At 45.0% G+C, this 23,879-nt stretch carries 21 protein-coding genes and 1 pseudogene; 14 read left to right on the top strand and 8 right to left on the bottom strand.

Annotated elements, in window-relative coordinates; translation table 11 throughout:
- Window positions 1-143: 143 nt before the first annotated feature.
- Window positions 144-1,076 carry a ribosylpyrimidine nucleosidase gene (gene rihB / locus CPY98_RS10895; RefSeq protein WP_096387664.1) on the bottom strand — a complete coding sequence of 311 codons (933 nt, stop codon included), beginning with the start codon at window positions 1,074-1,076 and terminating at the stop codon, window positions 144-146.
- 134 nt (window positions 1,077-1,210) lie between these two features.
- Here rihB and yeiL point away from each other — a divergent pair.
- A pseudogene (yeiL, locus tag CPY98_RS10890) lies at window positions 1,211-1,902 on the top strand (transcriptional regulator YeiL).
- A gap of 80 nt (window positions 1,903-1,982) precedes the next feature.
- Here yeiL and ompC read toward each other — a convergent pair.
- Window positions 1,983-3,095 (bottom strand): porin OmpC, encoded by a 1,113-nt coding sequence (gene ompC, locus CPY98_RS10885; protein WP_043493298.1) that lies wholly within the window; start codon window positions 3,093-3,095, stop codon window positions 1,983-1,985.
- 1,507 nt (window positions 3,096-4,602) lie between these two features.
- Between ompC and copC the strand changes: the two genes are divergently transcribed.
- Genes copC through CPY98_RS10870 form a run of 3 tightly spaced genes read left to right on the top strand, consistent with a single transcriptional unit; the run spans window position 4,603 to window position 6,267 of the window.
- Window positions 4,603-4,980: a copper homeostasis periplasmic binding protein CopC gene (gene copC / locus CPY98_RS10880; RefSeq protein WP_043493296.1), complete on the top strand. Its 378-nt coding sequence runs from the start codon at window positions 4,603-4,605 to the stop codon at window positions 4,978-4,980.
- A gap of 8 nt (window positions 4,981-4,988) precedes the next feature.
- A complete protein-coding gene (gene copD / locus CPY98_RS10875; RefSeq protein WP_096387662.1) occupies window positions 4,989-5,867 on the top strand; it encodes a copper homeostasis membrane protein CopD in 879 nt (292 codons plus the stop codon).
- A gap of 46 nt (window positions 5,868-5,913) precedes the next feature.
- Complete coding sequence (locus tag CPY98_RS10870; RefSeq protein ID WP_043493293.1) at window positions 5,914-6,267, top strand: YebY family protein; 354 nt, start codon at window positions 5,914-5,916, stop codon at window positions 6,265-6,267.
- Between the two features lie 109 nt (window positions 6,268-6,376).
- Here the strand turns inward: CPY98_RS10870 and CPY98_RS10865 are convergent, their stop codons facing one another.
- The gene (locus CPY98_RS10865; RefSeq protein ID WP_008813610.1) at window positions 6,377-6,619 is read right to left on the bottom strand and encodes a DUF4060 family protein; all 243 of its coding nucleotides are present in this window, start codon (window positions 6,617-6,619) and stop codon (window positions 6,377-6,379) included.
- A gap of 307 nt (window positions 6,620-6,926) precedes the next feature.
- Here CPY98_RS10865 and pfkB point away from each other — a divergent pair, with 307 nt between their 5' ends.
- Complete coding sequence (pfkB, locus tag CPY98_RS10860) at window positions 6,927-7,883, top strand: 6-phosphofructokinase II (protein ID WP_046449248.1); 957 nt, start codon at window positions 6,927-6,929, stop codon at window positions 7,881-7,883.
- A 44-nt stretch (window positions 7,884-7,927) separates the two neighbouring features.
- Here the strand turns inward: pfkB and CPY98_RS21070 are convergent, their stop codons facing one another.
- The gene (locus CPY98_RS21070) at window positions 7,928-8,062 is read right to left on the bottom strand and encodes a hypothetical protein (protein WP_255407687.1); all 135 of its coding nucleotides are present in this window, start codon (window positions 8,060-8,062) and stop codon (window positions 7,928-7,930) included.
- 862 nt (window positions 8,063-8,924) lie between these two features.
- Here CPY98_RS21070 and CPY98_RS10850 point away from each other — a divergent pair.
- Entirely contained in the window at window positions 8,925-9,269 is a 345-nt protein-coding gene (locus CPY98_RS10850; RefSeq protein ID WP_025796763.1) for an RNA helicase, read from the top strand.
- Between the two features lie 269 nt (window positions 9,270-9,538).
- Here the strand turns inward: CPY98_RS10850 and CPY98_RS10840 are convergent, their stop codons facing one another.
- Window positions 9,539-9,934, bottom strand: a complete 396-nt coding sequence (locus tag CPY98_RS10840) for a YidB family protein (RefSeq protein ID WP_096387658.1) — start codon at window positions 9,932-9,934, stop codon at window positions 9,539-9,541.
- 252 nt (window positions 9,935-10,186) lie between these two features.
- On the opposite strand from CPY98_RS10840, the gene osmE reads away from it, so the two are divergent.
- From osmE to CPY98_RS10820, 4 genes are all read left to right on the top strand, one after another.
- Complete coding sequence (osmE, locus tag CPY98_RS10835; protein ID WP_046449249.1) at window positions 10,187-10,525, top strand: osmotically-inducible lipoprotein OsmE; 339 nt, start codon at window positions 10,187-10,189, stop codon at window positions 10,523-10,525.
- A gap of 270 nt (window positions 10,526-10,795) precedes the next feature.
- The gene (locus tag CPY98_RS10830; RefSeq protein ID WP_096387656.1) at window positions 10,796-11,992 is read left to right on the top strand and encodes an MFS transporter; all 1,197 of its coding nucleotides are present in this window, start codon (window positions 10,796-10,798) and stop codon (window positions 11,990-11,992) included.
- A 464-nt stretch (window positions 11,993-12,456) separates the two neighbouring features.
- Window positions 12,457-12,894: a peptidoglycan-binding protein LysM gene (lysM, locus tag CPY98_RS10825; protein WP_096387654.1), complete on the top strand. Its 438-nt coding sequence runs from the start codon at window positions 12,457-12,459 to the stop codon at window positions 12,892-12,894.
- Window positions 12,895-13,048: 154 nt separating this feature from the next.
- Window positions 13,049-13,516: a hypothetical protein gene (locus CPY98_RS10820; protein WP_096387652.1), complete on the top strand. Its 468-nt coding sequence runs from the start codon at window positions 13,049-13,051 to the stop codon at window positions 13,514-13,516.
- A gap of 73 nt (window positions 13,517-13,589) precedes the next feature.
- Here CPY98_RS10820 and CPY98_RS10815 read toward each other — a convergent pair whose 3' ends face one another.
- Window positions 13,590-14,738, bottom strand: a complete 1,149-nt coding sequence (locus CPY98_RS10815) for a porin (RefSeq protein WP_025801083.1) — start codon at window positions 14,736-14,738, stop codon at window positions 13,590-13,592.
- A gap of 768 nt (window positions 14,739-15,506) precedes the next feature.
- On the opposite strand from CPY98_RS10815, the gene CPY98_RS10810 reads away from it, so the two are divergent.
- Entirely contained in the window at window positions 15,507-15,848 is a 342-nt protein-coding gene (locus CPY98_RS10810) for a DHCW motif cupin fold protein (RefSeq protein ID WP_096387650.1), read from the top strand.
- Window positions 15,849-16,301: 453 nt separating this feature from the next.
- Here the strand turns inward: CPY98_RS10810 and CPY98_RS10805 are convergent, their stop codons facing one another.
- Together CPY98_RS10805 and yebS are read right to left on the bottom strand one after the other, a co-directional pair.
- Window positions 16,302-18,932 carry a PqiB family protein gene (locus CPY98_RS10805; protein ID WP_096388751.1) on the bottom strand — a complete coding sequence of 877 codons (2,631 nt, stop codon included), beginning with the start codon at window positions 18,930-18,932 and terminating at the stop codon, window positions 16,302-16,304.
- Window positions 18,901-20,145 carry a membrane integrity lipid transport subunit YebS gene (gene yebS, locus CPY98_RS10800; RefSeq protein ID WP_096387648.1) on the bottom strand — a complete coding sequence of 415 codons (1,245 nt, stop codon included), beginning with the start codon at window positions 20,143-20,145 and terminating at the stop codon, window positions 18,901-18,903. The genes CPY98_RS10805 and yebS overlap by 32 nt, the downstream gene beginning before the upstream one ends.
- A gap of 230 nt (window positions 20,146-20,375) precedes the next feature.
- On the opposite strand from yebS, the gene CPY98_RS10795 reads away from it, so the two are divergent.
- The 3 genes from CPY98_RS10795 (at window position 20,376) to prc (ending at window position 23,726) form a co-directional block, all read left to right on the top strand.
- Window positions 20,376-20,867, top strand: coding sequence for a GAF domain-containing protein (locus tag CPY98_RS10795; RefSeq protein WP_043493284.1), 492 nt, complete (start codon window positions 20,376-20,378; stop codon window positions 20,865-20,867).
- Window positions 20,868-20,968: 101 nt separating this feature from the next.
- Window positions 20,969-21,676, top strand: coding sequence for an RNA chaperone ProQ (gene proQ, locus CPY98_RS10790; protein ID WP_025801078.1), 708 nt, complete (start codon window positions 20,969-20,971; stop codon window positions 21,674-21,676).
- Window positions 21,677-21,695: 19 nt separating this feature from the next.
- Window positions 21,696-23,726: a carboxy terminal-processing peptidase gene (prc, locus tag CPY98_RS10785; RefSeq protein ID WP_096387646.1), complete on the top strand. Its 2,031-nt coding sequence runs from the start codon at window positions 21,696-21,698 to the stop codon at window positions 23,724-23,726.
- Window positions 23,727-23,879 lie beyond the last annotated feature (153 nt).

The raw sequence follows: 23,879 nt of genomic DNA, 5'->3' as shown, positions 1-23,879 counted from the left end.
TTAAGTTATATTGAGAAAAACAAATTCATCTCGAAAAACTTACGTAAGCCAGACGTGCTGGTGTGCGAATATGGCTTAATAAAAATATTGCTTTGAGTATTGCCGGTATAATACATGCCTCAAAAATGACTCATCAGCATGGGTTAAATATACATCCGAACGCACTCTTCTACTAAGTCCCAGAACCATTTGGTATCAATGGTCATGCCAACCTTGGTATTAGGCTGTTTTCCGGTTACGCCAAGTTCATCACACACGGTACGTCCGTAGCATGGGCCGTTGTTCACATCGATTTCAACATACATATCCTGCATTTTGATGGCGTCAGGATTGATGAGATAGCCAATGCAGGTTGCATCGTGCACGGGGCCGCCAGCCAAACCATAATTCTCATATTGTGTTTTAAGCGTAAAGCTCATGATGTCGCTGAATAATTCACCTGCCGGGCCACCCACTTTTTTCATTCTGGAAATGACGTCTGCAGTACAGGTCGTTTGGTTGGTTAAATCTAAACCCATCATGACCAGCGGAACTCCAGAGGTAAATACTACGCGTGCGGCCTCTGGGTCGGCATAAATATTAAACTCGGCTGAAGGTGTAAAATTCCCTGTGCCATAGGCACCACCCATTAATACAATCTCACGAATTTTTGGCAAAATAGCCGGTTGCATACGCATGGCAACGGCAATATTGGTTAATGGGCCAACGGGAACTAATGTTATGTCACCATCGCTGTTCATTAGCGTGTCAATAATATATTGAATAGCATGCTTGCTTTCGGCTTTACGAACTAATGGTGCAAATTTTGGCCCGTCCAATCCGCTCTCACCATGGATATTGTCAGCTACAATTTGCTCACGCATAATGGGCTTTGGCATACCGGCATGAATAGGTACGTTAATATCTAGTTTCTGACACACGTTTAATCCATTGACGAGCGTTTTATTTAGCGTTTGGTTTCCGGCAACAATGGTTATTCCAAGTAAATCGATGGCTGGATGTCTTGCTGCTAGCATAATAGCAATGGCATCATCATGGCCTGGGTCGCAATCGAGTATGATTTTTCTTTTTTTCATTGTTATATCCTCTTTTGTATTAAAAATAATTTATTATCAATTTAATAAGTTCAGGTATGTTTATTCGCAGCGTTTGAAGCATAACAATGGAAAACGTATATTAAATATGAGAAATCTCATATCGGGGGATAGCGATGAAGGAAGTCTTGGACACGAGCCTGAAACAGCAACTGCTGGAGGCTACGGGCTATAGCCAAAATTTTTCTATTGATGTTGTGGGTAATACAAAGCTGTTCCATGTGCTGGCAGGTGATTTTATTGTCAAAGAAGGTCATCCTCCGAGCTATCTGTTCTACCTTGCACAGGGGAGGGCTAAGCTGTATTCAACGCTGGCGAATGGTCGCGTGTCGTTGATCGATTTCTTTGCAGCGCCTTGTTTTATTGGAGAAATTGAGCTGGTCGATATGGATCACGAGCCACGCGCCGTTCAGGCTATCGAGGCGTGTTGGTGCCTCGCTTTACCAATAAAACAGTTTCGTGCTCCGCTTTTAAACGACGCCACTTTTTTACGTAATCTTTGCGTTGCGCTCAGTAAAAAAATTATCGCAATATTATTTCGCTGACGCAAAACCAATCATTCCCACTGATTAATCGCTTGGCCGCGTTTATTTTATTAACTCAGCATTGTGATGTGTATCGCGAAAAGCATACTTCTGTGGCGGAGTATATGGGCGTTTCATATCGTCACCTGCTGTATGTGATCGCTCAATTCACGCAGGATGGGGTGCTGATTAAGCAGAAAGCAGGATACATTATTACGAACAAAAGTGCGTTGACCGCACTAGCGCTTGAGATGGCACCAGACAGCGAATTTGATAAATTGTAATGTGTGTTGGCGAGAAACAAGAAAGGGGCCCTAAGGCCCCTTTATGCATTCACATATAGCTTGATTCGTTAATTAACGAATTAGAACTGGTAAACAACACCCAGTGCTACGATGTCATCAGTGTTGATGCCAGCGTTGTTAGTGAAGCGGTTGTCATCCAGCAGGTTGATTTTGTAATCAACGTAGGTAGACATGTTTTTGTTGAAGTAGTAAGTCGCGCCGACATCAACGTATTTAACCAGATCCTGGTCGCCGTAACCGTTGCCGATGTCTTTACCTTTTGATTGCAGGTAAGCAACGGATGGACGCAGACCGAAGTCGAACTGGTACTGTGCAACGATTTCAATGTTCTGGGATTTGTTAGCAAAGCCGTAAACTGCATCTGGGCCGCTTGCAGAGAAATCACCGAAACGGTTAGCGTTATAAGCCTGAGTATACATAGCGGCTAAATAAACGTTGTTAGCGTCATATTTCAGACCACCAGTGTAGATGTCTGCTTTATCGCCATGACCATACTGCATACGGTTCTGTTCGTTGGTGCGGTCAGATGAAGAGTATGCAGCTGCTGCGCTAACGCCCCAGCCCAGATCGTAGGACAGAGACATACCGTAGCCGTCACCGTTTTGGCCCTGAACTGAACGGCCATTGTTGGATTCTTCTGGGCTATCGTTTTTGCCTTGATACTGCAGAGCAAAGTTCAGGCCGTCAACCAGACCGAAGAAGTCGGTGTTACGGTAGGTCAGCATGCCGTTACCACGTTGGAACAGGAAGTTGTCCGCACCGTAGGTATCGCCACCGAACTCTGGCAGCACGTCAGTCCAAGAACCAACATCATAGATCACACCGTAGTTACGGCCATAATCCAAAGAACCGAACTCAGCAAATTTCAAACCAGCGAAGCCAACACGGGTAAAGTTGTTGTTATCCTGGCTTTCTGCATGGTTCAGGTTTGCTTGATATTCCCACTGGCCATAGCCGGTCAGCTGGTCGTTAATCTGAGTTTCACCTTTGAAGCCGAAACGAACGTAAGACTGATCGCCGTCTGAACCGTTGTCGTCTGAGAAGTAGTGCAGGCCATCTAATTTACCGAACAGATCCAGCTTGTTGCCGTCTTTGTTGTAGATTTCTGCAGCGTTTGCTGCGCCTGCAACTAAAAGTGCAGGGATGATTACTGCCAGCAGATTACGTTTCACTATGATATTCCTTCTTAGTTTTTTGACCGGCCAAGGTCAGTTATATGTGCCACTGCTTATTTATGTTTTTTTACACTCGCTATGTGAACTTAAGTGCGTTCCATCAGTCAAAGTTCACGGTACAAGCATAGCTTAATAATATGTTTAATGCGCTATAAATAAAAAGTGCCTATGCGACGTTTATTTATTTTTTATGGTAATTAAATGTATTGAAATGTAAATGAAGCAAAGATAAATATACAAAACTCAGGTTGGGATCCTCATTTTCTCTCGAAAAAAGATACCCTTAAGTGATAATTCATCATTCGAATATTCTTGCCTGATTTATAAGAAATCGCTGACCACACAAATTGCAAATTACAATGAAGAATATGATGTATAATTAAATCTCATCATTGTTACTGCATTTTTTTACTGTGTCTTAAGATTCTTTTTACACCGAACCTTTATTTAAGGTTCGGTTTTTTTTAGCTGTGCGTTTAATAAAACCCTTACTTATCAACACATTGAATGGTTTTGTTGTAAGTGTAACGTCCACTTACTCTATTATGGAAAAAGTCTGAAGATAGGCTATAATAAGAAATTACTTGTCAAATAATGCCGTTCATAAATAAGTTTTTAGCTATTTGTGCCATTCCGCCATATATCCCTCGCCGTAATTCGACTATGTTCATTTCTTCTGCCGAACAAAATCTTTCTTTGACCATTCATGCTTAAAGAAATAAACAGCACATATAATCAAGAATTGATAAATTTTAAGCAGTGTGACATTTAAATATGACACGGCATGACGACCATCTTGGGTGAAAATAATCAAGAGGAAAAATATAGCTGATATGTCGATATCGAGAACGCTTATTGGTTGCTAAACGTTCTATTCGAGTATCCAAGACATAAATAACGAAGGGGATGAACATCGAAATACTGTAACGATATTGTTGTCGAACTGCGGATTTTCCCGATTCGTGTTTTCTGTGCTGATGGCATAATTTAGGCAATAAAAAACCCGCCGACGGCGGGTTTAAGATACGAAATACGTTTACTGATTAATCACCATCTGGATGTGCGCGTTTTGCTCTCTTTTCCGCGCGTTTCTCTGCAGGGCTCTTCAACGGTTTTTTCTTCGCATTCTTTTTGCTATCCATTCCCTTACTCATTTTGGCCTCTCTTAACCGTAGTTAGGTTGGTATGCCTGTTAACTAAAGCTCTCTACGCCCAAACTTGCAAGCGACATTTTGTATAGATAGTTCAACATAATGATTTATATGGTTTTATTAATCGATGGCGACGAATAGGAAAAGTATGTCAGTAAGTCGTTTATCGCATAGTAGAAAAACGTGAATATCCGGTTGTGATTTTGTTGCTGACTTCATGGCAATACGTGAGAGGAAAATGTAAGATAAAAATCAATATGCTAGCGTATTTGGTGACTTTGCCTGAAAGCCCAAATCTGATTGCGAACGTCACCAATGCGCTTACCTGCGACTTATAAAAGGAATGCGACTCTATGAAAATGCTTAAAACGGCTCAATTTCATCTATCTGGTATCGGTGCCGCGCTGCTGCTGGCCGTTTCGCCGCAGGTATTTGCTCATGCGCATCTCACCGATCAAACTCCGGCGGCCAAAAGCCAAGTGAGTGCGCCTTCTGAGCTGACGTTCGTTTTTAGTGAAGGTATTGAAACGGGGTTTAGCAAAGTGAAGGTTGTAGGGCCTGAAAACCAACCCATTGCAACAGGCAAGTTATCCGTAGCGGGAAATGATAAAACCCATGTTTCCGTTCCTTTCACCCAGCCCTTAAACAAAGGCGAATACGCGGTGAGTTGGAACGTTGTTTCCGTCGATGGACATAAAACCAAGGGCCAGTATACCTTCTCTGTTAAATAAGGCTGATTATGAGTATCACGGCTCTCTATGTTTTGTGCCGTTGGGTTCATTTTGCCAGTGCGTTACAAATTTTTGGCTTGGCTCTTTTTGTTGGGTGGATCGCTCCACCCATGCTTCGGCGTAGCTTAGAAATACAAACCCGAATGTTATTAAGTGTGAGTTTAGCGCTTTGCGCTTTTAGCTCTTGGCTTATGGTGGCGTTACAAGCTGGCCTGATGGGCGATGGCTGGCAAGACTTTTTCAGCCCGGAAATTTGGCTTGCTGTAATGCAAACAACATTTGGCGAAGCGTGGCGGTTACAACTGATATTTTCCTCCTTGTTGCTGATAACGCCTTTATTCGAACTAAATATTCGCCGTTTTTCATTCATATTTTTTTCTGCACTATTGCTGATAACCTTGGCTCACACAGGCCATGCATCGGCGGAGCAGGGTATCAGCGGTATCGCACACCGGGCTAATAATGGTATTCACCTGCTGAGCGGTGGTTTTTGGTTTGGTGGTTTGTTGCCGTTCTGGCTTTGCGTACGACAACTCTCAAGCACCGACAAAGCCTTTGCGATGCAGGCGGTTATTCGTTATTCACGTTGGGGACATCTTGCGGTGGCTCTGGTAATAGTCACGGGAATAGGCAATGCGGCGTGGATTCTAGGTCGCTGGCCGCTGGCGTTCGACTCTATCTATCAGCGTGGGTTGTGGTTGAAGATCCTATTGGTGGCGACGATGATCGCGATTGCGCTTTATAACCGCTACTACGTGGTGCGGAGCATGGGGCAAAATCGGCAACGGGCATTAACGCAACTGGCGGGCAATGCCATGGTTGAATGGATATTGGCCCTATTGGTACTGTTTACGGTGAGTTTTTTCGCAACTCAGCCACCCATTTAGAATAAGATAACGACAGTTTATGATTGGACGATAGTGGAACTTCGTGATGAAAAAAAGTGTATTACTGACAGGATTATTGACGTTGGCTGGCGGTTTTTTATCTGCGGATGCATTAGCGGCACGTACCGTGGAGACGGTAAGTAAAGCGCAATTTGGTAGCCAGTGGGCCTTCGTAAAAGAAGAAGTGCAGCTACAGTGTACGAAAAATCAGGCATTGTTTGTCATCAATGCAAGCACGCTGGCGCAGTATCCTTTAGATGAGAAGGCAAATAACTTGGTGAAAGCCAAGAAGATGGCTGCATTACCGTTAGAGACGATTTTGCTGGACGATCCGAATCATCCGGGGCAAAAGATGAGCGTTGCGCCTTTTATTAAGCACGCGCGTCAGCTTTGTCAGTAGTCAGCAGGGATATTGTTTGTATAGTTAACGATAAGAGGCGGCGTAAAGCCGCTTCTTTGTTTTATGGTCTGAGTAAGGTGGCACTTGCCAGAGTACCACCGGAAGTGATTTATGCAGCGGCTGGCATACCGCATAGTTTGGTTAAACTTCGAGCGCCAACCATAACGGTGGCAACGTAGGATTGACGGCGGGTCACAACTTCCACCGCGATGAGTTTATCTCGATATTTAATATGGTAAGTAGAAGGCCACCCTTGACGGGCAAGGCCATAGGCTTTGGCATGCTGATCGATCGCTGCATGCGCGACAACGAGGTGAGAGAAGTTTGTATCGCCTTTAATGATTCGCTTCATACAGGCTCCGTAATACATAAATCCGTCAAAATATGTGTCTGTCAGCACGGAGCTGACCTCTTTGTTATAGCACCAATATCAATAACATTGCAGTATGACTTTTTTGTGACACGATCAAGATCGGCTTATCTTGTATTAATTGCCTATAAAATAATCATATCGTTCAGGGCTGTCCGTGAGTAGCCGAAGAACAGTGTATCGAATGATCGTTTAGCTCGGCTGGAAAGATCCTTTAATGAACTAAAACAATGAATACATGGGGTGAAGTGGTAGGCTGAGAAAAGCATACATATAACGAGGAGATGTTATGACACCGATATTTACGCTGACGCTAGCTCCTTCGCTTGATAGCTCCACCACAACGGCCAAACTCTATCCTGATGGCAAATTACGTTGCTCAGAGCCGGTTTATGAACCCGGTGGTGGCGGAATCAATGTGGCTCGTGCGATAGCCCACCTTGGTGGAGAGGCAAATGCCATCTTTCCCGCCGGCGGTCCAACGGGGCAGCATTTAGCCGAATTGCTTGAGCAAGAACAAGTGGCTATTCAAACGGTGACAACACAGGCATGGACTCGACAAAACATGCATGTGCACACAGAGATAACCGGAGAGCAGTACCGCTTCGTTATGCCTGGTGCGAAATTGACGCCACAGGAATTTGACCGTTTACGCGAGTGCGTACTAGGTATTCCTGAGGGATCTATTCTGGTTATCAGCGGAAGTCTGCCTGAAGGCGTCACCACTGAAGAGCTTCAGATACTCTTGCGTCAGGCACAAAATAAACATATCCAATGCGTTCTTGATAGTTCTGGTCGTGCGTTGATGGCGGGTTTAGAAGTAGGCAATCTATTGCTGGTGAAACCGAATCAAAAAGAGCTGTCTGAGCTCAGTGGCAAAGATTTACTGGCAGAACCTAGCGCCGTGCTCGAAGCGGCACAGTCTATTGTCGCGGCTGGAAAATCAAAATACGTAGTGGTTTCGCTGGGTGCTCAGGGAGCGCTGGCGGTTGGGCAGCATCATTGGGTTCAGGTTGTTCCACCGCCGGTAAAAATGAAAAGCACCGTTGGCGCAGGTGACAGCATGGTAGGAGCGATGGTGCTTAAATTGTCACAGCAGGCTGATTTACTGGATATTGTTAGATATGGCGTTGCTGCGGGGAGTGCCGCAACCCTAAATAAAGGAACTCGCCTTTGCCAGCAGAATGACGTGAATGCGCTCTATGGCTATCTCTGTCAGCAACAAACTCCGCTTAACGATTTGTAAATTGCGCCCCGAATCACTACCCATCCAAATGATGGGTAGAACCGTTAGTCCATCACCGTTTTATACAAAATCAATAATGCACCCATTGCGCCTTCGAACGTTGATCTCATCACAAAGCCGGACATGAACAAGAACAACCCACAACCAACGACCATCCAAAAATAAAATTGCTTAATCATGACTTCTATTTCCTTACTTTCAGGCATGATCCTAACATATTCATATGATGAATGCTTAATGGGTTGGATATTGCTTTTCTAATTCGGATTTTTGCAGCGCCAATGACTAGGTTTTGAACTCAGTTCAGAGTTTCTGATGGATGCTGCGATTGATGAGTAAAATGCTGCTATTTGTTGGTTTTGTTAGGTTAATTAAACAGTTGCATGTAATTTCTAAAAAATATTTTTATTTTATTGCAACTATTTTACGGTAATTGACATTTCAAACTATTAAAATAGTGCCATGCGGAATATTCAGCTGATGTAAATCAAGTTTATCTTTCTCTTTAATTTGTATTCTTAAGGTGAATAATAAATGGAGGTTACATATGCTTAGGAATAGAGCATGGGTAGGCGGGATAGCATTGTTGCTTGCCCTGCATGCGCCAGTATACGCCGCTAACAAGGGCACAATTCGTTTCGTAGGTTCGATCGTAGAGTCAACCTGTGACATTACACCCAACGGCAAAGGTTTCCATTCATCATGCTACAGAGATGGTGATTACCTAGAACGTGCCCACAGAGTGTTAAAAAGCGGTGATAAAGTTAGTTTGCCCACTAATGTGGCTGATGTTCATTTGAAACCCATCGATGGTCACCCCAATCTGGGGCATTTAGTGATTAACTATCACTAAGAACTCCTTTGCTGAGTGTTTCCATGGTTTAGCTTTCGCATGGAAACACTCAAACTCTTCCTTTAAGACTTTTCTCCTTGAGGCTTTTTATCAAAGCCGGGATAGTGCGTGATATCGATCACACTAACGGCAACACGCGAGCTATTCACGCAGTGTATGATCTCAGCCAACAGAAGGGGAATTAACCAATGAGAACCATATTGACTGCCGCGATTTTATTCGCATTGGCTGGATGCAGTAGTCCTGAATCTATTACAGCAAATAAGCATCAGGTCATGGATTTAAAAATAAGCCGAGCTGCGGGTATCTATTCTCAGTGCCTAAATAAAAAATGGTCTGATATTAATCCGGCCACACGTTATTATAACAATAATAATACGCATACTATTGCTAGCTATTTAGATGGGCAAGGCGAAATGGCATCGGCAAAAATCCAAACAATAAGCGACAATCAGTCTGATGTGGAAATCTATCTAACATCGCGCGGCAACAGCCAGCAAGCCCTGCTGGAAGCGGCTAAAGCCTGCGTTTGACGCATTTTGATTACGCCGTGTTACCCTAGAACATGTCGTTCCATCGCGTTATAGGTAACCAAAAGAATAAAGATGGTGAGAGTTAATAGCAGTATTTTAATTATTACTTGCTTTCTCTTCGGCCATACTAAAAAAATGATAAGACCTGTAATGGCTAAAGTTACCGGGTAAAAGTAAAATAAGCTGAACCATATAATAACGATGTAATCGTGAAGCATTATTTTCTTCTCGATTACCTTGCCGTATAAGCGGCAAGGTAATGTTTTTCTTTAGCTAAAGAATTTACCTTTCAACACATCTAATCCTGCACTGACCAATGATCCTCCTTGTGGAATTTCACCGTTAGGTGAAAGGCCATCAACCAGTTTAGGTAAATAGGTTGCCAACAGTTGTGATGCACTGTCGGTGTTAATACCTAGAGAGCTTGCAAGCGAGGTGATGGATTCAATGCTAAACACATTCTCGATTTGTTGGCCGGAAATGGGTTGGTTGTTACCGCTACTAATCCATGACTCAACGATACTGCCGAGCCCTTGGCTTTGAAATTTTTCAACTAACGCACTGATACCGCCTTGCTGTTCGACCCAAGCTAAGATGGCTTTAACGTGATCGGCGTTTCCACCTTGGCCACCTAAAATACCGCCTAGGTTATCTAATAATCCCATGATGTGACTCCAAATTCGGTAAATAGTAAGGAAACTTAATACTTCGTTGGGACAGTATACCGTGCATGGCTTTGAAGCCAATGGCTAAAGTATGGCTAAGAATCGCGGATTAGGACGATATTTAATCGATAAAATGACTTTCGGATCAATCTTAAAAAGCGGGCAAACTTAAGTAAAAAAAAGCGATGGGTTTGAATAATGCTCATTCTTCTCCTAGGCTTATAGAACACAATAGCTACAAGGAAAGAGAAAATGAAATATACAAAATCAGCTGTTATGGGGATCGCCGCACTGACGACGGCTTTGGCATTATCTGCCTGTAGTACCTACGACCGTGCGGCAAGTTATGTTACCGAACCTGTAGTTAAAGACGTTAAAGTTGGCATGACTAAGCAACAGGTTGTTGATATTGCCGGCCAGCCGGCAACCAGTATTACAATGGTTAATGCTCGCGGTACCTGTAGTACCTACCTGATTAGTGGAACAGATAAAAAACCACAAAACTATTTTGTTAGTTTTGATGATACCGGAAAGGTTCTCAATAAGGGCTATCAGTCTTGCTCTGAATATGACACCAATCCTCAAAAATAAATCTCGATGATGTTAATAAATTCGCGTTTGTCAGGCGGCCTTTTAGGGCCGCTTTATTTTGTATATTAGTTACTTGGTCGTTTTCTGTGCTCCAGATCACGGTTTAATTGACATAAATTTCAAATCTCACTAAGCTCCAGTTCAACACTGATAGCCAATATCTGTGCGTAAGCGTTCACGTCATCCAACGCATTTAATCCTGTTTGTTATTTATGCAGGGGAGAAGGCGTTTCTTTTTAGCTTCTCCTTGCTTTTGGAGTTAGCACTTGTATGTCTCAATCTCATTTTATTAGTACCCCCAAAGCAAATCATGCGCTGTTTCCTTTGACGTCAGCCGTTTTTCTTACTTATCTCACGGTAGGATTACCTTTACCGGTTATCCCCTTATATGTGCATAACCAATTAGGCATGAGTAATACCATGGTGGGGATCGCTGTGGGAATGCAGTTTCTTGCAACGGTACTTACTCGCGGTTATGCGGGACGGCTGGCCGATCAGCAGGGCGCTAAGCGCTCTACGCTCCAAGGAATGCTGGCCTGCTCGTTGGCGGGCGTCGCTTATCTATTGGCTGCATTGTTGCCGGTTGATGCCATGACCAAATTTGTCATTCTTTTGGTTGGACGATTGGTATTAGGTTTTGGTGAAAGCCAGCTTTTAACAGGAAATTTGACCTGGGGTTTAGGTCTATTAGGACCATCCCGCTCAGGTAAAGTCATGTCATGGACGGGCATGGCCATTTACGGTGCTCTTGCGGCAGGTGCGCCACTTGGTTTGCTGCTGAATCAATATTGGGGATTTGCTGCATTAGGCATTTCTACGCTTATTTTACCGCTTGTTGCTATTTTGATTAATTTTAAAGTCAAGCCCGTTGCGCCTCATGCTGGGCAACGTATTCCTATGTGGCGGATGCTGGGTAAAATTTGGCAGCCGGGTGTGGCTCTGGCGCTGCAAGGTGTCGGTTTTGCCGTTATTGGCACGTTCATTTCGCTATTATTTAGCTCTCACGGTTGGGCACATGCGGGATTAGCGCTCACCAGCTTCGGGCTCTCTTTTGTATTAATGCGAGTATTGTTTGGCCAGTTGCCAGACCGAATGGGGGGAATGAAGGTCGCTATTGCATCTCTAGTTGTTGAAACCATCGGGCTGGTTCTAATTTATTTAGCAAGCACCTCCATTTTAGCTCTTATCGGTGCTGCTTTAACGGGAGCCGGGTGCTCGTTAATGTTCCCCGCCTTGGGTGTTGAAGTCGTAAAAAGAGTACCGGTTCATGTACGAGGCACCGCGATGGGCGGGTATGCTGCTTTTCAGGATGTTTCCTACGCTATCGCTGGGCCATTAACAGGTATTTTGGCAACCACGCTGGGCTATTCATCGGTATTTGCCGTTGGCGCAGCATGCTCTGCACTGGGTATTATCGTCATTCTGCTTTTCTTGCGGCCAGTGGCATCGCAGACCGTTGAGTCTTAGGTGAAAAAACCAAGGCCTCGAATGAGGCCTTGATTCTAGAGATAAATTGAGTTTGGAATAGAGCCACCATTAGGTGTTATCCCGTCCCGCCATTTGGGTGGGTTTCCGCCGGGTAAGCCATCGCGGTGGCCGACATTGTGCTTGAAGCAACAACCAACACTAATGAAATCAACTTCTTCATTTGACTCCTTCATGACCTGCGGTTTAAGTACCATAACGCGATGCTTCAATGTGAAGCGTGATCGGGTTCACCCTCTGAGAAAATGGTTTGAATTCAGACTTTAATTTATTGTTATTAAAGCTAATTATTTGCTTTACAATTTTGGCACGTGAAAATGACAAATCGAATGGTGTCTGAAAACCGATTATCTTAGATATTCTGCTAAGCTTAATAGGATTAAATTTATCAACGATATCAATTGTGCTCGCCAATTTGGGTTGGGCATAGGTTATTGGAGGTCTAAATGGGTTTGCTAAGTTTCGTTAAAGATGCGGGAGAAAAGCTTTGGGACGCGGTTAGTGGGAATCGTGATGATAAACTCAAAGAGCATATCAATAAGCTTGGTTTACCAGGAGCAGATAAAGTCGACGTAAAAGTTGCTGATGATGGTACTGCCACGGTTTCAGGTGAAGGCGTAAGCCAGGAACTGAAAGAGAAGATCTTGGTTGCTATTGGTAATGTTGCAGGTATCAGCAAAGTAGACGATCAGCTCGCGGCTGCACAGTCTGGTGTGGAGAGCCATTTTTATACGGTTAAAGCAGGTGATACGCTGAGTGCGATTGCTAAAGCACAGTATGGCAACGCCAATGATTACATGCGCATTTTTGAAGCCAATAAACCGATGCTGTCGCATCCAGATAAAATCTATTCTGGGCAGATGCTCATTATTCCACAAAAATAATTGGGTCATCGGTTCGCGTTATGTTTAAAAGCCGCTGATGCGGCTTTTTTTACGCCACATGTTATCCATGAAATGCCATTTTATCTCTCGTCGATATGCGTTATCTCGTTGTCTTGCTATTATCGAACAACAAAAAAATAACGAGGTCTATCGGATGAAAAAGATTCTTACCCTATGTTTGAGTTCGCTATTATTGGCAGGGTGTGCAAGCAGCGAGGGTCAATCGCCATTTAAGAGCTATTTCTCCTGCGATATCCCTGCGGCAAGTCATTATCCTATAATCGAGTCTACGTCAGATCTGCTAGTGAACATGCGCAAGTTGGGTGTTGATGCGGAACGTAAAAACGTCGTGGCGGCACAATGGGCACAGCAAACTACAGATGCCAGTGAGAAAGCGAAAATTGAGTCCTGCAGCAGTGAAATACGCCAAGCATCCATAGATATCGTACAGCCCCAGGTTAGCCGAGTCCAAAGCGTAACGACAGGTTCTGTCCAGTTAGCTGCGCTTAATGATGTACATGTAAAATGGTTGGCTTATATGAATTCAATTACGTTGAAAGGGACTGATGCCTCTCTAGCAAAGGCGTTCAATAACGCGGCAAATAATCTTGATAAGATGTGAGATTAGATTAGGGTTTTGTTTAAAAAAGCACCTAAATAGGATTTAGGTGCTTGAGTAATTAAATTGATTTAACTTAGAAGTCGTAACGCAGACGAACTAGATTCAGATCACTTTTATTGTCTGTGGTATTTGTGAATACATGTTCGACGTCGATCTGGAAGCCATAATCAAACTTGGTGGAAATACCCAGCGTCTGATGGTTGCTCTGATAATCACGACCAGTGTTAAATTTCAGGCGGTCACCAGCATAATAAGGTGTAATATTTTTCACCAGATATTGGCTGATAGGGAAAGTATAACCCGCATAATATTCAACGCCGTAGCCATTTCCAGCAAAGTAATCATGACGGTTTTTAACACCGGTCATTAAGAAATTACGATACCAACCGGCAGATGCTGCCAGAGTCCAATTGTCAGGTTTCCAGCTTAAACCAGAACCCAGTAACTGTTGGCCATTATCGTTTTTGCCACTATCCGCACCGTTATTTTGCTTGATGCTTTGTTGGATATAGCTGTACGCGGTACCCCAAGTTAGCTCATCGGTGATGTGGTAATCCACACCCAATGCGCCGCCGCCTTTACGTTGATAACGCAGCGGGTTGCCGTTATTTACACCGGCAGGGTGGGAGTCATCGTGTAAAACACCGCCCACATACAGATCAACGGGGCCAAAGGTATTTTTATATTGGACCAGATTGTAGCTGCGGTATGAGCCATCATAGTTGCCGTTATAACCGTTACCTGGAGCCTGAGCCTGCATATCGAAGTCCCAGATATCCGTTTTCGCGCCAACAACGGTGTAGTAGATACTATTTTGCTTACCGTAGGTTAGAGTACCCCACGTTGCACTTTTCAAACCTCCGAACAGCATGCGGCGATCGGTGTTTGCTGCGCCATCGGCATAGTGATTATCCCAGTTAAACAGCGCTGGGACATTCACACCTAATTCGTAGTAACCAATCAGGCTAACATCATCGAACAGGTAATAATCAGCGGAGAAACGAAAACGCGTTCCGCCGTCATAACCGTTGCGTTTATAAGAGCCTTTATCGCTGTTGCCCATTTCATCAATGAACTGCGGACGAATACTACCGCCAACCTGAAACTTCAAGCGGCTAAGTGGATCGCCAGCCTGCGGATCTTGCTCTAAAAGCGTGATTTCTGCGAGCGAGGAGAAAGAAGCACAACCCAATGCCACTGCTAATACAATTTTTTTCGCCACATGATGTTTAATCATTTTTTATCCCTGACGTATCAACGAATGTTTAATTTACACTCGCAATTGTTTTATAAGTAAAATAATAGAAATACATAAAGTCTGATATATCGCAGCCACTAAATGCGATGTGCATTCAACTATATAGCGCAATAAATTGCAACAATAGTCACGTATTTAAACTAAATAATTGGAACTGAAGTTTTAATTTAGGTGAAAATTAATGCAAGTTTCAAACCCCTGCGTTAATTCCGCTCAATCCTAATACAAAGTGAACCATAAGCCAATGAGATTAGTAAATATCAAAATCAAGATAGACCACAAAAAATGATGGATTAAATGAATCAGCATGTGTCTACATTGCCATGGGGTATAATCACGCAAGGTGATGACTGTTATAGCGATTATCCGTAGTGTGAGGGATATGCATCCAGCGCAGATTAAGCAATTTCTATCAAACTGATTAATAACAGCAGTTGCTTGTTCTCAATGACATAAGACAAAGAATTAAAACCTAGAAATTTGAGATTTATTAGGGGTAATGACAAGTGAAAATTTGAATTTTTCAATCTCACATAAATCAATTTAATAATCATCCGTATCTTATATTTCAGAATTTAGACTGGCGATTATGATAAAAAACCTCAAATAATTGTATCTCTGCGGATAAGGTTAACCGGTGCGAATATAAAAATGTTCGCTATTGAATGGTGAATTCCGATATTGCGTTCTAACCTGAATACGAGAAAACTTACCCATAAGAGAGGCTATTGAATGAAAATTGATGCGTTTGCTTTTGGTACCACCAACTGGAGTGAAATTGAGCTAACGGAGCATCCCGGAGAAGTCGGCACGGCTTATTGGCGTACACAATATTTTGGCAAGAAACCTAATCAAATCCGTGTGCGAATGGTTAATTATTCCCCAGGCTATCTTGCCGACCACTGGTGCCAAAAGGGGCATATTCTTTTCTGTTTGGAAGGAGAACTAGAAACAACCCTGAATGATGGGCGAAAATTCGTTCTGAGCGCTGGAATGAGTTATCAGGTAGGGGATAATGCAGAGCCACATCAGTCCAGAACAACAATCGGTGCAAAGCTCTTTATTGTGGATTGATGAATATCTCAGGGGAGTTTTGTATATCAGTTTTTGTTTTAAAAGATATTTTCTTATTGATTAAAAAGAGACCTGATACGATTCCTGTATCAGGTCTAGGGTAATGGCTCTTGGGAGAGAGCCGTGCGCTAAAAGTTGGCATTAATGCAGGCTTGGATTGCCTTGCTATTTAAGAGTAGTCGACGGTATTTTTTTTGCCAGTTTTTAGCAAATCATGCTGTGGAAGAGAGTTACGCCAAATGTTAAGTCTTTCTTTTGATGGAGGATGCATTTGTGCGAGAGATTATGCCATTACTCAAGCGATGTTCTATTTATCTCTAATACTTAATAAAAAACGTGGCATTTGTTGTGTCGAAGAGTCGTTTTGAGAGCGTGCAAAACAAGACATATGAAAATCGTGTCAGTCAGATATAAAAAAAGCACCGCCAGTAGGCGGTGCTTTTTTGTCTGGAGTTAGCGAAGGGGGATTGCGGTACCCCAGCTTTGCCATTTATCCGGCGCATTATCATTCAGAAGATAGTGCGTATTCGGTTGAGCCTGTGGCGCGAGCGGCGTCGTTGGTGGTGTTGCAAAAGCGATGCCGCCGCGAATAAATTGCTGGAACGTGCCCGTTTTAACCATCCCACCGGTTAACCCAAACTCTACGTTATAGCCCGATGCGAGCCAGAATACGGAGTTTTCGCGTACCAGCTTTTGGTATTTCTTGCTGATGCGCAGCGCCACGTGCACGCGATCAGACATGGAACCCAAATATAGACCCGTCACGGTACCCACTTCGATGCCTCGGAAAAGAACCGGAGTACCAATTTGTAGCGATCCTGTTTCCGGTGCATCGACAATTACACTCAAACCATCGAGATAGCGCGAATCCGCGATCGAGGCCTGTTGCAGCTCGAAAGTACGCATAGTGCGACCGTGACCCGGTTCTAAGTTGATATAGGGCTGTAGCAATGTTTCTAAATTACTGACGCCGGTGGCAGAGATCTCAGGCGTTACGATGGAGAAGCGTGTTCCTTGGCGTGCAAAGGAATCTACGTATTCTGGATAAAGCACCGCTTTCGCTAACACTTCGTTGCGTTCGTTGGAGAGTTTTAGCGATTCAACCTGTCCAATATCGATACCGAGATAGCGAATGGGCATGCCAGCTGAGAGTTTTGACGCATCGTAAGTCCGTAAGGTGATCTGGCTACCAATGGCTCGGGCCGCCGTTTCTGAAGCATAGAGCTCAAGTTTCTGTCCCTTGGTAACGCTGACGCCTTCTATATTGTCAAAGCTCACTGCGCCTTTGATAGCGCGATCTAGCGGAGAAGCTTGAATCGTCAAACCGCTGCCGTTGAGCTGTACTTTAGCCCCGCCTTCCGCCCAGAAAATAGTTTGCGGCGTAAGCAGTTTTCGGTAGGCCGGTTGAATATAAACATCAACTTCAAATTCATTCGATTTCGGCCGAACATCAACAATTTCGCCGACTTGGAATTTGCGATACAACACCACTGAACCTGCTTGAATGTCAGGTAAGGTTTCTGCACGTAAGGTGAGTGTTGATGGCGGTAGGTTGCCAGTAATACCTTGTTCCGCATGCTCGCTGTTTTGGTAGAGTGGGTATTTATCCTTGGGCTCACCTTTGCTGCCTGGGATAACGCGAATACCACCATCTAACCATTCTTGTGCGCTTGCACCGAGCACCTGAACACCGTCAACGCCAAACTTAACGTCAAGGCGACTGTTAACCACAAATTTGCTGTCGGCATGGATACGGCTGCGATACTGCGGCTCAATAGCGACGTCGAAAACAACCGAGTTATTTTTCAGAACCCGATTAAGGACTTGGCCAATTTTGATTCCGTTCATACTGATAGGTTGCCCAACGTCCACGCCATAGCTTTGTGATGCGCTGAGCGATAGCTTCAGGATATTAGGCTGCTGCAGCAATGACTCTGCGCTTGGCAGTACGGTGAAATGGTTTTGCGGTTCACCTTCGCCAGGCAGCAGTTCAAATACGTTACCCGTGAGGAGTTGGCTCAGTTTGGCATTGTCCAAGCTGAGTCGAGGGCTGGTCATTTTGATGCGGGTTCCACTGCGCATTAGATCCACGATGCTGGGGTCAATCGTTAATTCGCCGCTAACTTTGCTATCTTTCTCCAGCGTCATTTTGGTGAGCGTACCGACCTGTAACCCTTGATAGATAAGCGGCGTTCTGTCCGCAGTGAGGCCATCGCCATTTGGCAAATCCAAGCCGATGACAACGCCGCGCTGGCTGTGGGCCAGATCGGGATAGAGCGTATAGTTGTGGTTGGCAACAGCCTGTTTGCCACCCTGTGGTGAATCAAAAGCAATCGCGCCATTCACTAACGCAGCCATGCTTTCCATCTGAACTGAAATGCCATCTAAGGCAAAATCGCCTTTGAAACCAGAAACATTCCAGAAACGGCTGTTATCTTTCACCAAATTAGCAAAGCGCTTATCGATAAGCACATCGATGCTAACCCCTTGTTGGTTTTCAGCAATCGTAAAATCGTAGACTTTACCTACTGGGATTTTACGGTAATAAACCAGTGAACCGGTGCTTAAAGATCCCAGATCGGGTGCAAACAAGTGGATCAGCAATTCACCGGTATTAAGGCGGAACTTGGGCTGGGTATCCAGCGCGACGAAATGTTGACTAGGTTTTCCCGTGCCCGGCATCATCCCAATGTAGTTGCCGCCGACTAACGCATCTAATCCTGAGATCCCCGCCAGCGATGCTTTGGGCGTGACAAGCCAAAACTGGGTGCCGTCACGCAGAGCGTCTTTCATATCGCTTTTAATGCTCACGCTGACTTCAATTTTATTGAGGTCATTGCTTAGCGCTATCTTTTGTACCGTTCCAACTTCAACGCCTTGATAGCGTACCGGCGTGCGGCCAGCCACCAAGCCTGCCGCCGATTGGAAATCGATAATGACGGTATCTCCGCGCTCTTGCATCGTGGAATAAATCAGCCAGCCTGCAATCAGAAGGGCGATAAAAGGTAATAACCAAAACGGTGAGATACGACGTTTACGTCGTAGCGTCGCGTTAGTCGGTGTATTCGGCGTTTCCTGTTGCATGAGCATCCCAAATCAGTCGGCTGTCTAACCATTCTACGGCAAGGATGGTTAGGAATACGGCGGCGCCAAAATAGAAGGCCGCCGGTCCCATAGTAAAAGAAAGTAGTTGGTCACGATTAACCAACGACATCATTAACGCGATGACAAAAAGATCGAGCATCGACCAGCGGCCAATCCACGTCACTAAGCGTAGTAGACGCATGCGTGTTTTAAGGCTGTGCTGGGTTTTAAATTGGATGCTGATCAACAAGAACAGCATCACGATCACCTTAGTGAAAGGAACTAAAATACTGGCAATAAATACGATTGCCGCAATAGGAATATTGCCTGACGTTGCTAAAGAAACCACGCCAGAAAAAATAGTGTCTTCCATCCGCACGCCGTTCACATACAAAATTGAAATCGGCAGCATGTTGGCGGGGAAGAGCATCACGATTGCGGCAATGAGGGCGGCCCATGTTTTTTGTAGGCTGTATGGCTGACGAGCATGCAGCGTCGTATGGCAGCGCGGGCAGCGGCCTCGTGCATCAGGCAGCCCCGTATAATGACAGGCACAGCAGAGTTTCATGTCATACGGTGACGTTTTGGGCTGAGTACGTGGATAGAAACGCTCCCACAGCTGATTCAAATTGAGATGAATCAACGTGACCAGAGTGAGCAGCGTCATCATCACGTAGGCAAAGAAAGCGTTTCCCACGTTGATATCCGCGTATTCCTGAACCTTTATGCAGGCTACGCCCATGCCGATAAGATAGATATCGAGCATGATCCACTCTTTTAATCTGTCCAGCATCAATAACACCGGACGCAGATTCATCCCCAGTTTATGCCCGAACCGCAGATAGAGAATGGAGAGTGGAAGCGTCAGCGGGGCTCCGACGGTACAAAATGCCACCATGCTGGCCGTGACTGGGTCGCCTTGGATCGCCATTTGCCAAATACCTTCAATCAGGCTGGCATAAATGGTGGTTCCCAGTAGGCGGATTTGAATCAGCGGCTCGTTTAAGGCAAACGGCATCAATAGCAAAATAGCGATAGACAGCGCGGTTAAGCGCGTCATGGACCAATCGCGCCCAGAGCAGATTTTGGCACAGCAACGTGGGCAGTATGCGGTATGGTTTTTATCCAGCTCGGGGAGTTGGAAAACATAGTCGCATTCGTGGCAGCGTTTGATGGGCTGTTCGGGTAGCGCGGTTATTCGAGTGATATTCATTCAGAAACGCAAGATGGGTGGCGCAAAGGGGGAAAGTATCGCATTGATGGCCTTAAAACAGAATGGTTGTTATAAAAATGTAGGTCGAACTTGTGTAAAGATACAATGTGTAACGAGTTAATGTGTAGTGATGTTGGATAGGCCTTGTGTGATAACGCATTTAATGCTTATTTTATGTGACGTATTCGAGCCTTATGGCTACCGCCCAGTAACAAGATAACGAGATTTACATGAGTAAAAAAGAGTTTTATACCGATCTAGCGCGTGATTTGGCTGCCCTAAGCAGCGGCGAATATAACTTTATCGCAACATTATCCAACGCGAGTGCGCTAATTTATGAGCGATTAGAGGATGTTAACTGGGTCGGATTCTATTTGGTTGATGGAAATACGTTGGTACTTGCGCCTTTCCAAGGAAAATTAGCCTGCGTGCGAATTCCTGTTGGTAAAGGCGTATGTGGTACTGCGTTTGCAAAAAATGAGATCCAACGCGTTGCTGATGTGCACGCTTTTGCCGGTCATATTGCCTGTGATGCAGCCAGTAATGCTGAAATTGTGCTGCCTATTGAGGTGAATGGACAAGTTATTGGGGTTTTAGATATCGATAGCACAGTTTATGACCGATTCGATAAAGAAGATGAAAATGGTTTAAAATCAGTGGTTTCCGCTCTTTCTGAGCACTTAAAAGAGTGCGACAGCACAAAATTTGTGACATTTGCATAAGGTTGTCGTGCGTATGGCGTGGCTTTTGGCGGTAGCGCCATTATAATGTCGCCTGTTCATGCCATCGCTGGTTGGCAAACCCGTTGTAATCAGGAAATTTCATGGAAAATCAACCCAAGTTGAATAGTAGTAAAGAAGTCATTGCATTTTTAGCCCAGCGTTTCCCGCAGTGCTTTAGCGCAGAGGGCGAAGCACGTCCGTTGAAAATCGGTATCTTTCAGGATCTGGTTGAGCGGATGCAGGGAGATGAAAACGGACTGAGCAAGACTCAGCTACGTTCAGCGCTCCGTCTGTACACCTCAAGCTGGCGTTATCTGCACGGCGTGAAAGTGGGTGCAGAACGTGTCGATCTTGACGGTAATTCGTGTGGTGTGCTGGAAGAGCAGCATGTGGAACACGCTCGTCAACAGTTAGAAGAAGCCAAAGCGCGAGTTCAAGCACAACGTGCAGAACAGCAGGCGAAAAAACGTGAGGCCGGGGAAACGACTGAGAATCGTCGCCCACGTCCAGCGGGTAAAAAACCTGCTGCACGTCGTACCGATGCTGCTAACGGCGATAAAGAAGCGCGTAAACCACGCACTCCTCGTCCGCAACAGGATCGCACGCCTCGCGCGAACACAGAATCAGCTAAACCGCGTGCTGTACCGGTAACTGACATTACTAAACTGACCGTAGGTCAGGGCGTAAAAGTCAGCGCAGGTAAAAGTGCGATGGACGCTTCCGTATTGGAAATCACCAAAGATGGTGTACGCGTTCAGCTTTCTAACGGTCTGGCGATGATTGTGCGCGCAGAACACTTGCAGTTCTGATACGGAGGCCAGCCAAGGCATGAACAAATTTTTCAGGGTATCAGCGATAGCCCTGGCGTTATTCGCTGGTGCCAGCTTTGCGGCTGATAATGTTGCTTACAACATTAATCAGTTACCGCAGTTGCGCCAAGAGCCGCAGCACGCGACCGTCAGTGAACGGGTGACGTCACGTTTTACGCGCTCTCATTATCGTCAGTTCGATTTGAACGATGATTTTTCTAAAAAGATCTTTGCTCGCTACCTCAATATGTTGGACTACAACCATAACGTGTTGTTGGCCTCTGACGTAGCACAGTTCAAAGACCGTGAGACGGCGCTGGATGATGAGTTAAAATCCGGTCAATTAGATACCGCTTATGCGCTGTTTAATTTGGCTCAAAAACGTCGCTTCGAACGCTACGAATATGCACTTTCTTTGCTGAAATCCCCGATGACCTTCGACGGTAACGACACCATTGATGTCGACCGTAGTAAATCGCCGTGGCCAACCAGCACGGAAGAGTTGAACAAGCTTTGGGCCGCCAAAGTTAAATACGATGAATTGAACCTGAAGCTGGCCGGCAAAGATTGGCCAGAGATTCAAAAGATCCTGACCAAGCGCTACCAGTTTGCGATTAAACGTCTTACGCAAAGCAAAAGCGAAGACGTTTTCCAACTGTTCATGAATGCGTTTGCGCACGAGATTGATCCCCATACCAACTATCTGTCTCCGCGTAATACTGAGCAGTTTAATACCGAAATGAGTTTGTCTCTGGAAGGTATTGGCGCCGTGCTTCAGCAGACCGAAGACGACTACACTCAGATTAACTCAATGGTTGCCGGTGGACCTGCGGCGAAGAGTAAATCCCTCAAGGTTGGCGATCGCATCGTTGGCGTTGGGCAGCCGGGTAAGCCGATGGTGGACGTGATTGGCTGGCGTCTTGATGACGTGGTTGAGCTGATCAAAGGGCCAAAAGGCAGCAAAGTTCGGTTGGAAATTCTGCCAGCAGGTAAGGGCACCAAAACACGCACTATCACGTTAACGCGTGAACGCATCCGCTTGGAAGATCGCGCGGTGAAAATGAGCGTGAAAACCGTTGATGGCAAGAAAGTCGGGGTTCTGGATATTCCTGGCTTCTACGTTGGTCTGACCGACGATGTCAAAGTACAGTTGCAGAAGCTGGAAAAACAGAACGTAAGCAGCGTGATTATCGATCTGCGCAGCAACGGTGGCGGTGCGTTAACCGAAGCGGTATCACTTTCTGGCTTGTTTATTCCTAGTGGCCCGGTTGTTCAGGTACGTGATAATAACGGTAAAATTCGTGAAGATGCGGATACTGACGGCGTTGTTTATTACAAAGGCCCGCTGGTGGTTCTGGTTGATCGCTTCAGTGCGTCAGCGTCAGAAATCTTCGCTGCAGCTATGCAGGATTACGATCGTGCGCTGATTGTTGGCGAACCAACCTTTGGTAAAGGCACTGTACAGCAGTATCGTTCGGTAAACCGTATTTACGATCAGATGCTGCGTCCAGAGTGGCCGGAGCTGGGTTCGGTTCAATACACTATTCAGAAGTTCTACCGCATTAACGGTGGTAGCACGCAGCGCAAAGGCGTGACGCCGGATATTATTATGCCGACGGGGCTGGAATCGATTGATACCGGCGAAAGCTTTGAAGACAATGCCTTGCCTTGGGATAGCATTAAAGCGGCTACCTACGATAAAGCAGGTGATGTGCAGAAGTTTGATCCGGTGCTGTTAGCCGATCACAACCAGCGCATCGCGTCGAATCCTGAGTTCCAATACATTGAGCAAGACATCGCTCACTATAAGGCACTCAAAGATCGTAAAAATATCGTCTCTCTTAACTATGCACAGCGTGAGAAAGAGAATAAAGATGATGATGCAACGCGCCTGAAACGCATTAATGAACGCCTGAAAGTCGCGGGTAAAAAGCCAATTAAATCACTTGATGATGTGCCAAAAGATTATCAAGAACCCGATCCTTACTTGGATGAAACGGTGAAAATTGCGCTTGATCTTGCTCAGCAAATACAGGGCAGCTCAAAATAGGTGAGTTGGGTTACAGTAAAAAGAGCGAGAAATCGCTCTTTTTTTATGCCTGCAGCGCTAACTGTATGGTGGGTAAATAGTCAATTGTGTGATTTTTTGTACGTCAAATTGTAAAGTTATGTTTCTTTAGTGTGTTATTGCTTAACACCACTT

The sequence above is a fragment of the Hafnia sp. CBA7124 genome, assembly GCF_002355555.1.
Lineage (GTDB): Bacteria > Pseudomonadota > Gammaproteobacteria > Enterobacterales > Enterobacteriaceae > Hafnia > Hafnia alvei.
This window is presented reverse-complemented; position numbering and strand designations above follow the sequence as displayed.

What these genes read in the sequence shown, in the direction of transcription:
- rihB (WP_096387664.1), bottom strand. Translation starts at nt 1,076, where the DNA reads ATGAAAAAAAGAAAAATCATACTCGATTGCGACCCAGGCCATGATGAT.
- copC (WP_043493296.1), top strand. Translation starts at nt 4,603, where the DNA reads ATGAAAATGCTTAAAACGGCTCAATTTCATCTATCTGGTATCGGTGCC.
- copD (WP_096387662.1), top strand. Translation starts at nt 4,989, where the DNA reads ATGAGTATCACGGCTCTCTATGTTTTGTGCCGTTGGGTTCATTTTGCC.
- CPY98_RS10870 (WP_043493293.1), top strand. Translation starts at nt 5,914, where the DNA reads ATGAAAAAAAGTGTATTACTGACAGGATTATTGACGTTGGCTGGCGGT.
- CPY98_RS10865 (WP_008813610.1), bottom strand. Translation starts at nt 6,619, where the DNA reads ATGAAGCGAATCATTAAAGGCGATACAAACTTCTCTCACCTCGTTGTC.
- pfkB (WP_046449248.1), top strand. Translation starts at nt 6,927, where the DNA reads ATGACACCGATATTTACGCTGACGCTAGCTCCTTCGCTTGATAGCTCC.
- CPY98_RS21070 (WP_255407687.1), bottom strand. Translation starts at nt 8,062, where the DNA reads ATGATTAAGCAATTTTATTTTTGGATGGTCGTTGGTTGTGGGTTGTTC.
- CPY98_RS10850 (WP_025796763.1), top strand. Translation starts at nt 8,925, where the DNA reads ATGAGAACCATATTGACTGCCGCGATTTTATTCGCATTGGCTGGATGC.
- CPY98_RS10840 (WP_096387658.1), bottom strand. Translation starts at nt 9,934, where the DNA reads ATGGGATTATTAGATAACCTAGGCGGTATTTTAGGTGGCCAAGGTGGA.
- osmE (WP_046449249.1), top strand. Translation starts at nt 10,187, where the DNA reads ATGAAATATACAAAATCAGCTGTTATGGGGATCGCCGCACTGACGACG.
- CPY98_RS10830 (WP_096387656.1), top strand. Translation starts at nt 10,796, where the DNA reads ATGTCTCAATCTCATTTTATTAGTACCCCCAAAGCAAATCATGCGCTG.
- lysM (WP_096387654.1), top strand. Translation starts at nt 12,457, where the DNA reads ATGGGTTTGCTAAGTTTCGTTAAAGATGCGGGAGAAAAGCTTTGGGAC.
- CPY98_RS10820 (WP_096387652.1), top strand. Translation starts at nt 13,049, where the DNA reads ATGAAAAAGATTCTTACCCTATGTTTGAGTTCGCTATTATTGGCAGGG.
- CPY98_RS10810 (WP_096387650.1), top strand. Translation starts at nt 15,507, where the DNA reads ATGAAAATTGATGCGTTTGCTTTTGGTACCACCAACTGGAGTGAAATT.
- CPY98_RS10805 (WP_096388751.1), bottom strand. Translation starts at nt 18,932, where the DNA reads ATGCAACAGGAAACGCCGAATACACCGACTAACGCGACGCTACGACGT.
- yebS (WP_096387648.1), bottom strand. Translation starts at nt 20,145, where the DNA reads ATGAATATCACTCGAATAACCGCGCTACCCGAACAGCCCATCAAACGC.
- CPY98_RS10795 (WP_043493284.1), top strand. Translation starts at nt 20,376, where the DNA reads ATGAGTAAAAAAGAGTTTTATACCGATCTAGCGCGTGATTTGGCTGCC.
- proQ (WP_025801078.1), top strand. Translation starts at nt 20,969, where the DNA reads ATGGAAAATCAACCCAAGTTGAATAGTAGTAAAGAAGTCATTGCATTT.
- prc (WP_096387646.1), top strand. Translation starts at nt 21,696, where the DNA reads ATGAACAAATTTTTCAGGGTATCAGCGATAGCCCTGGCGTTATTCGCT.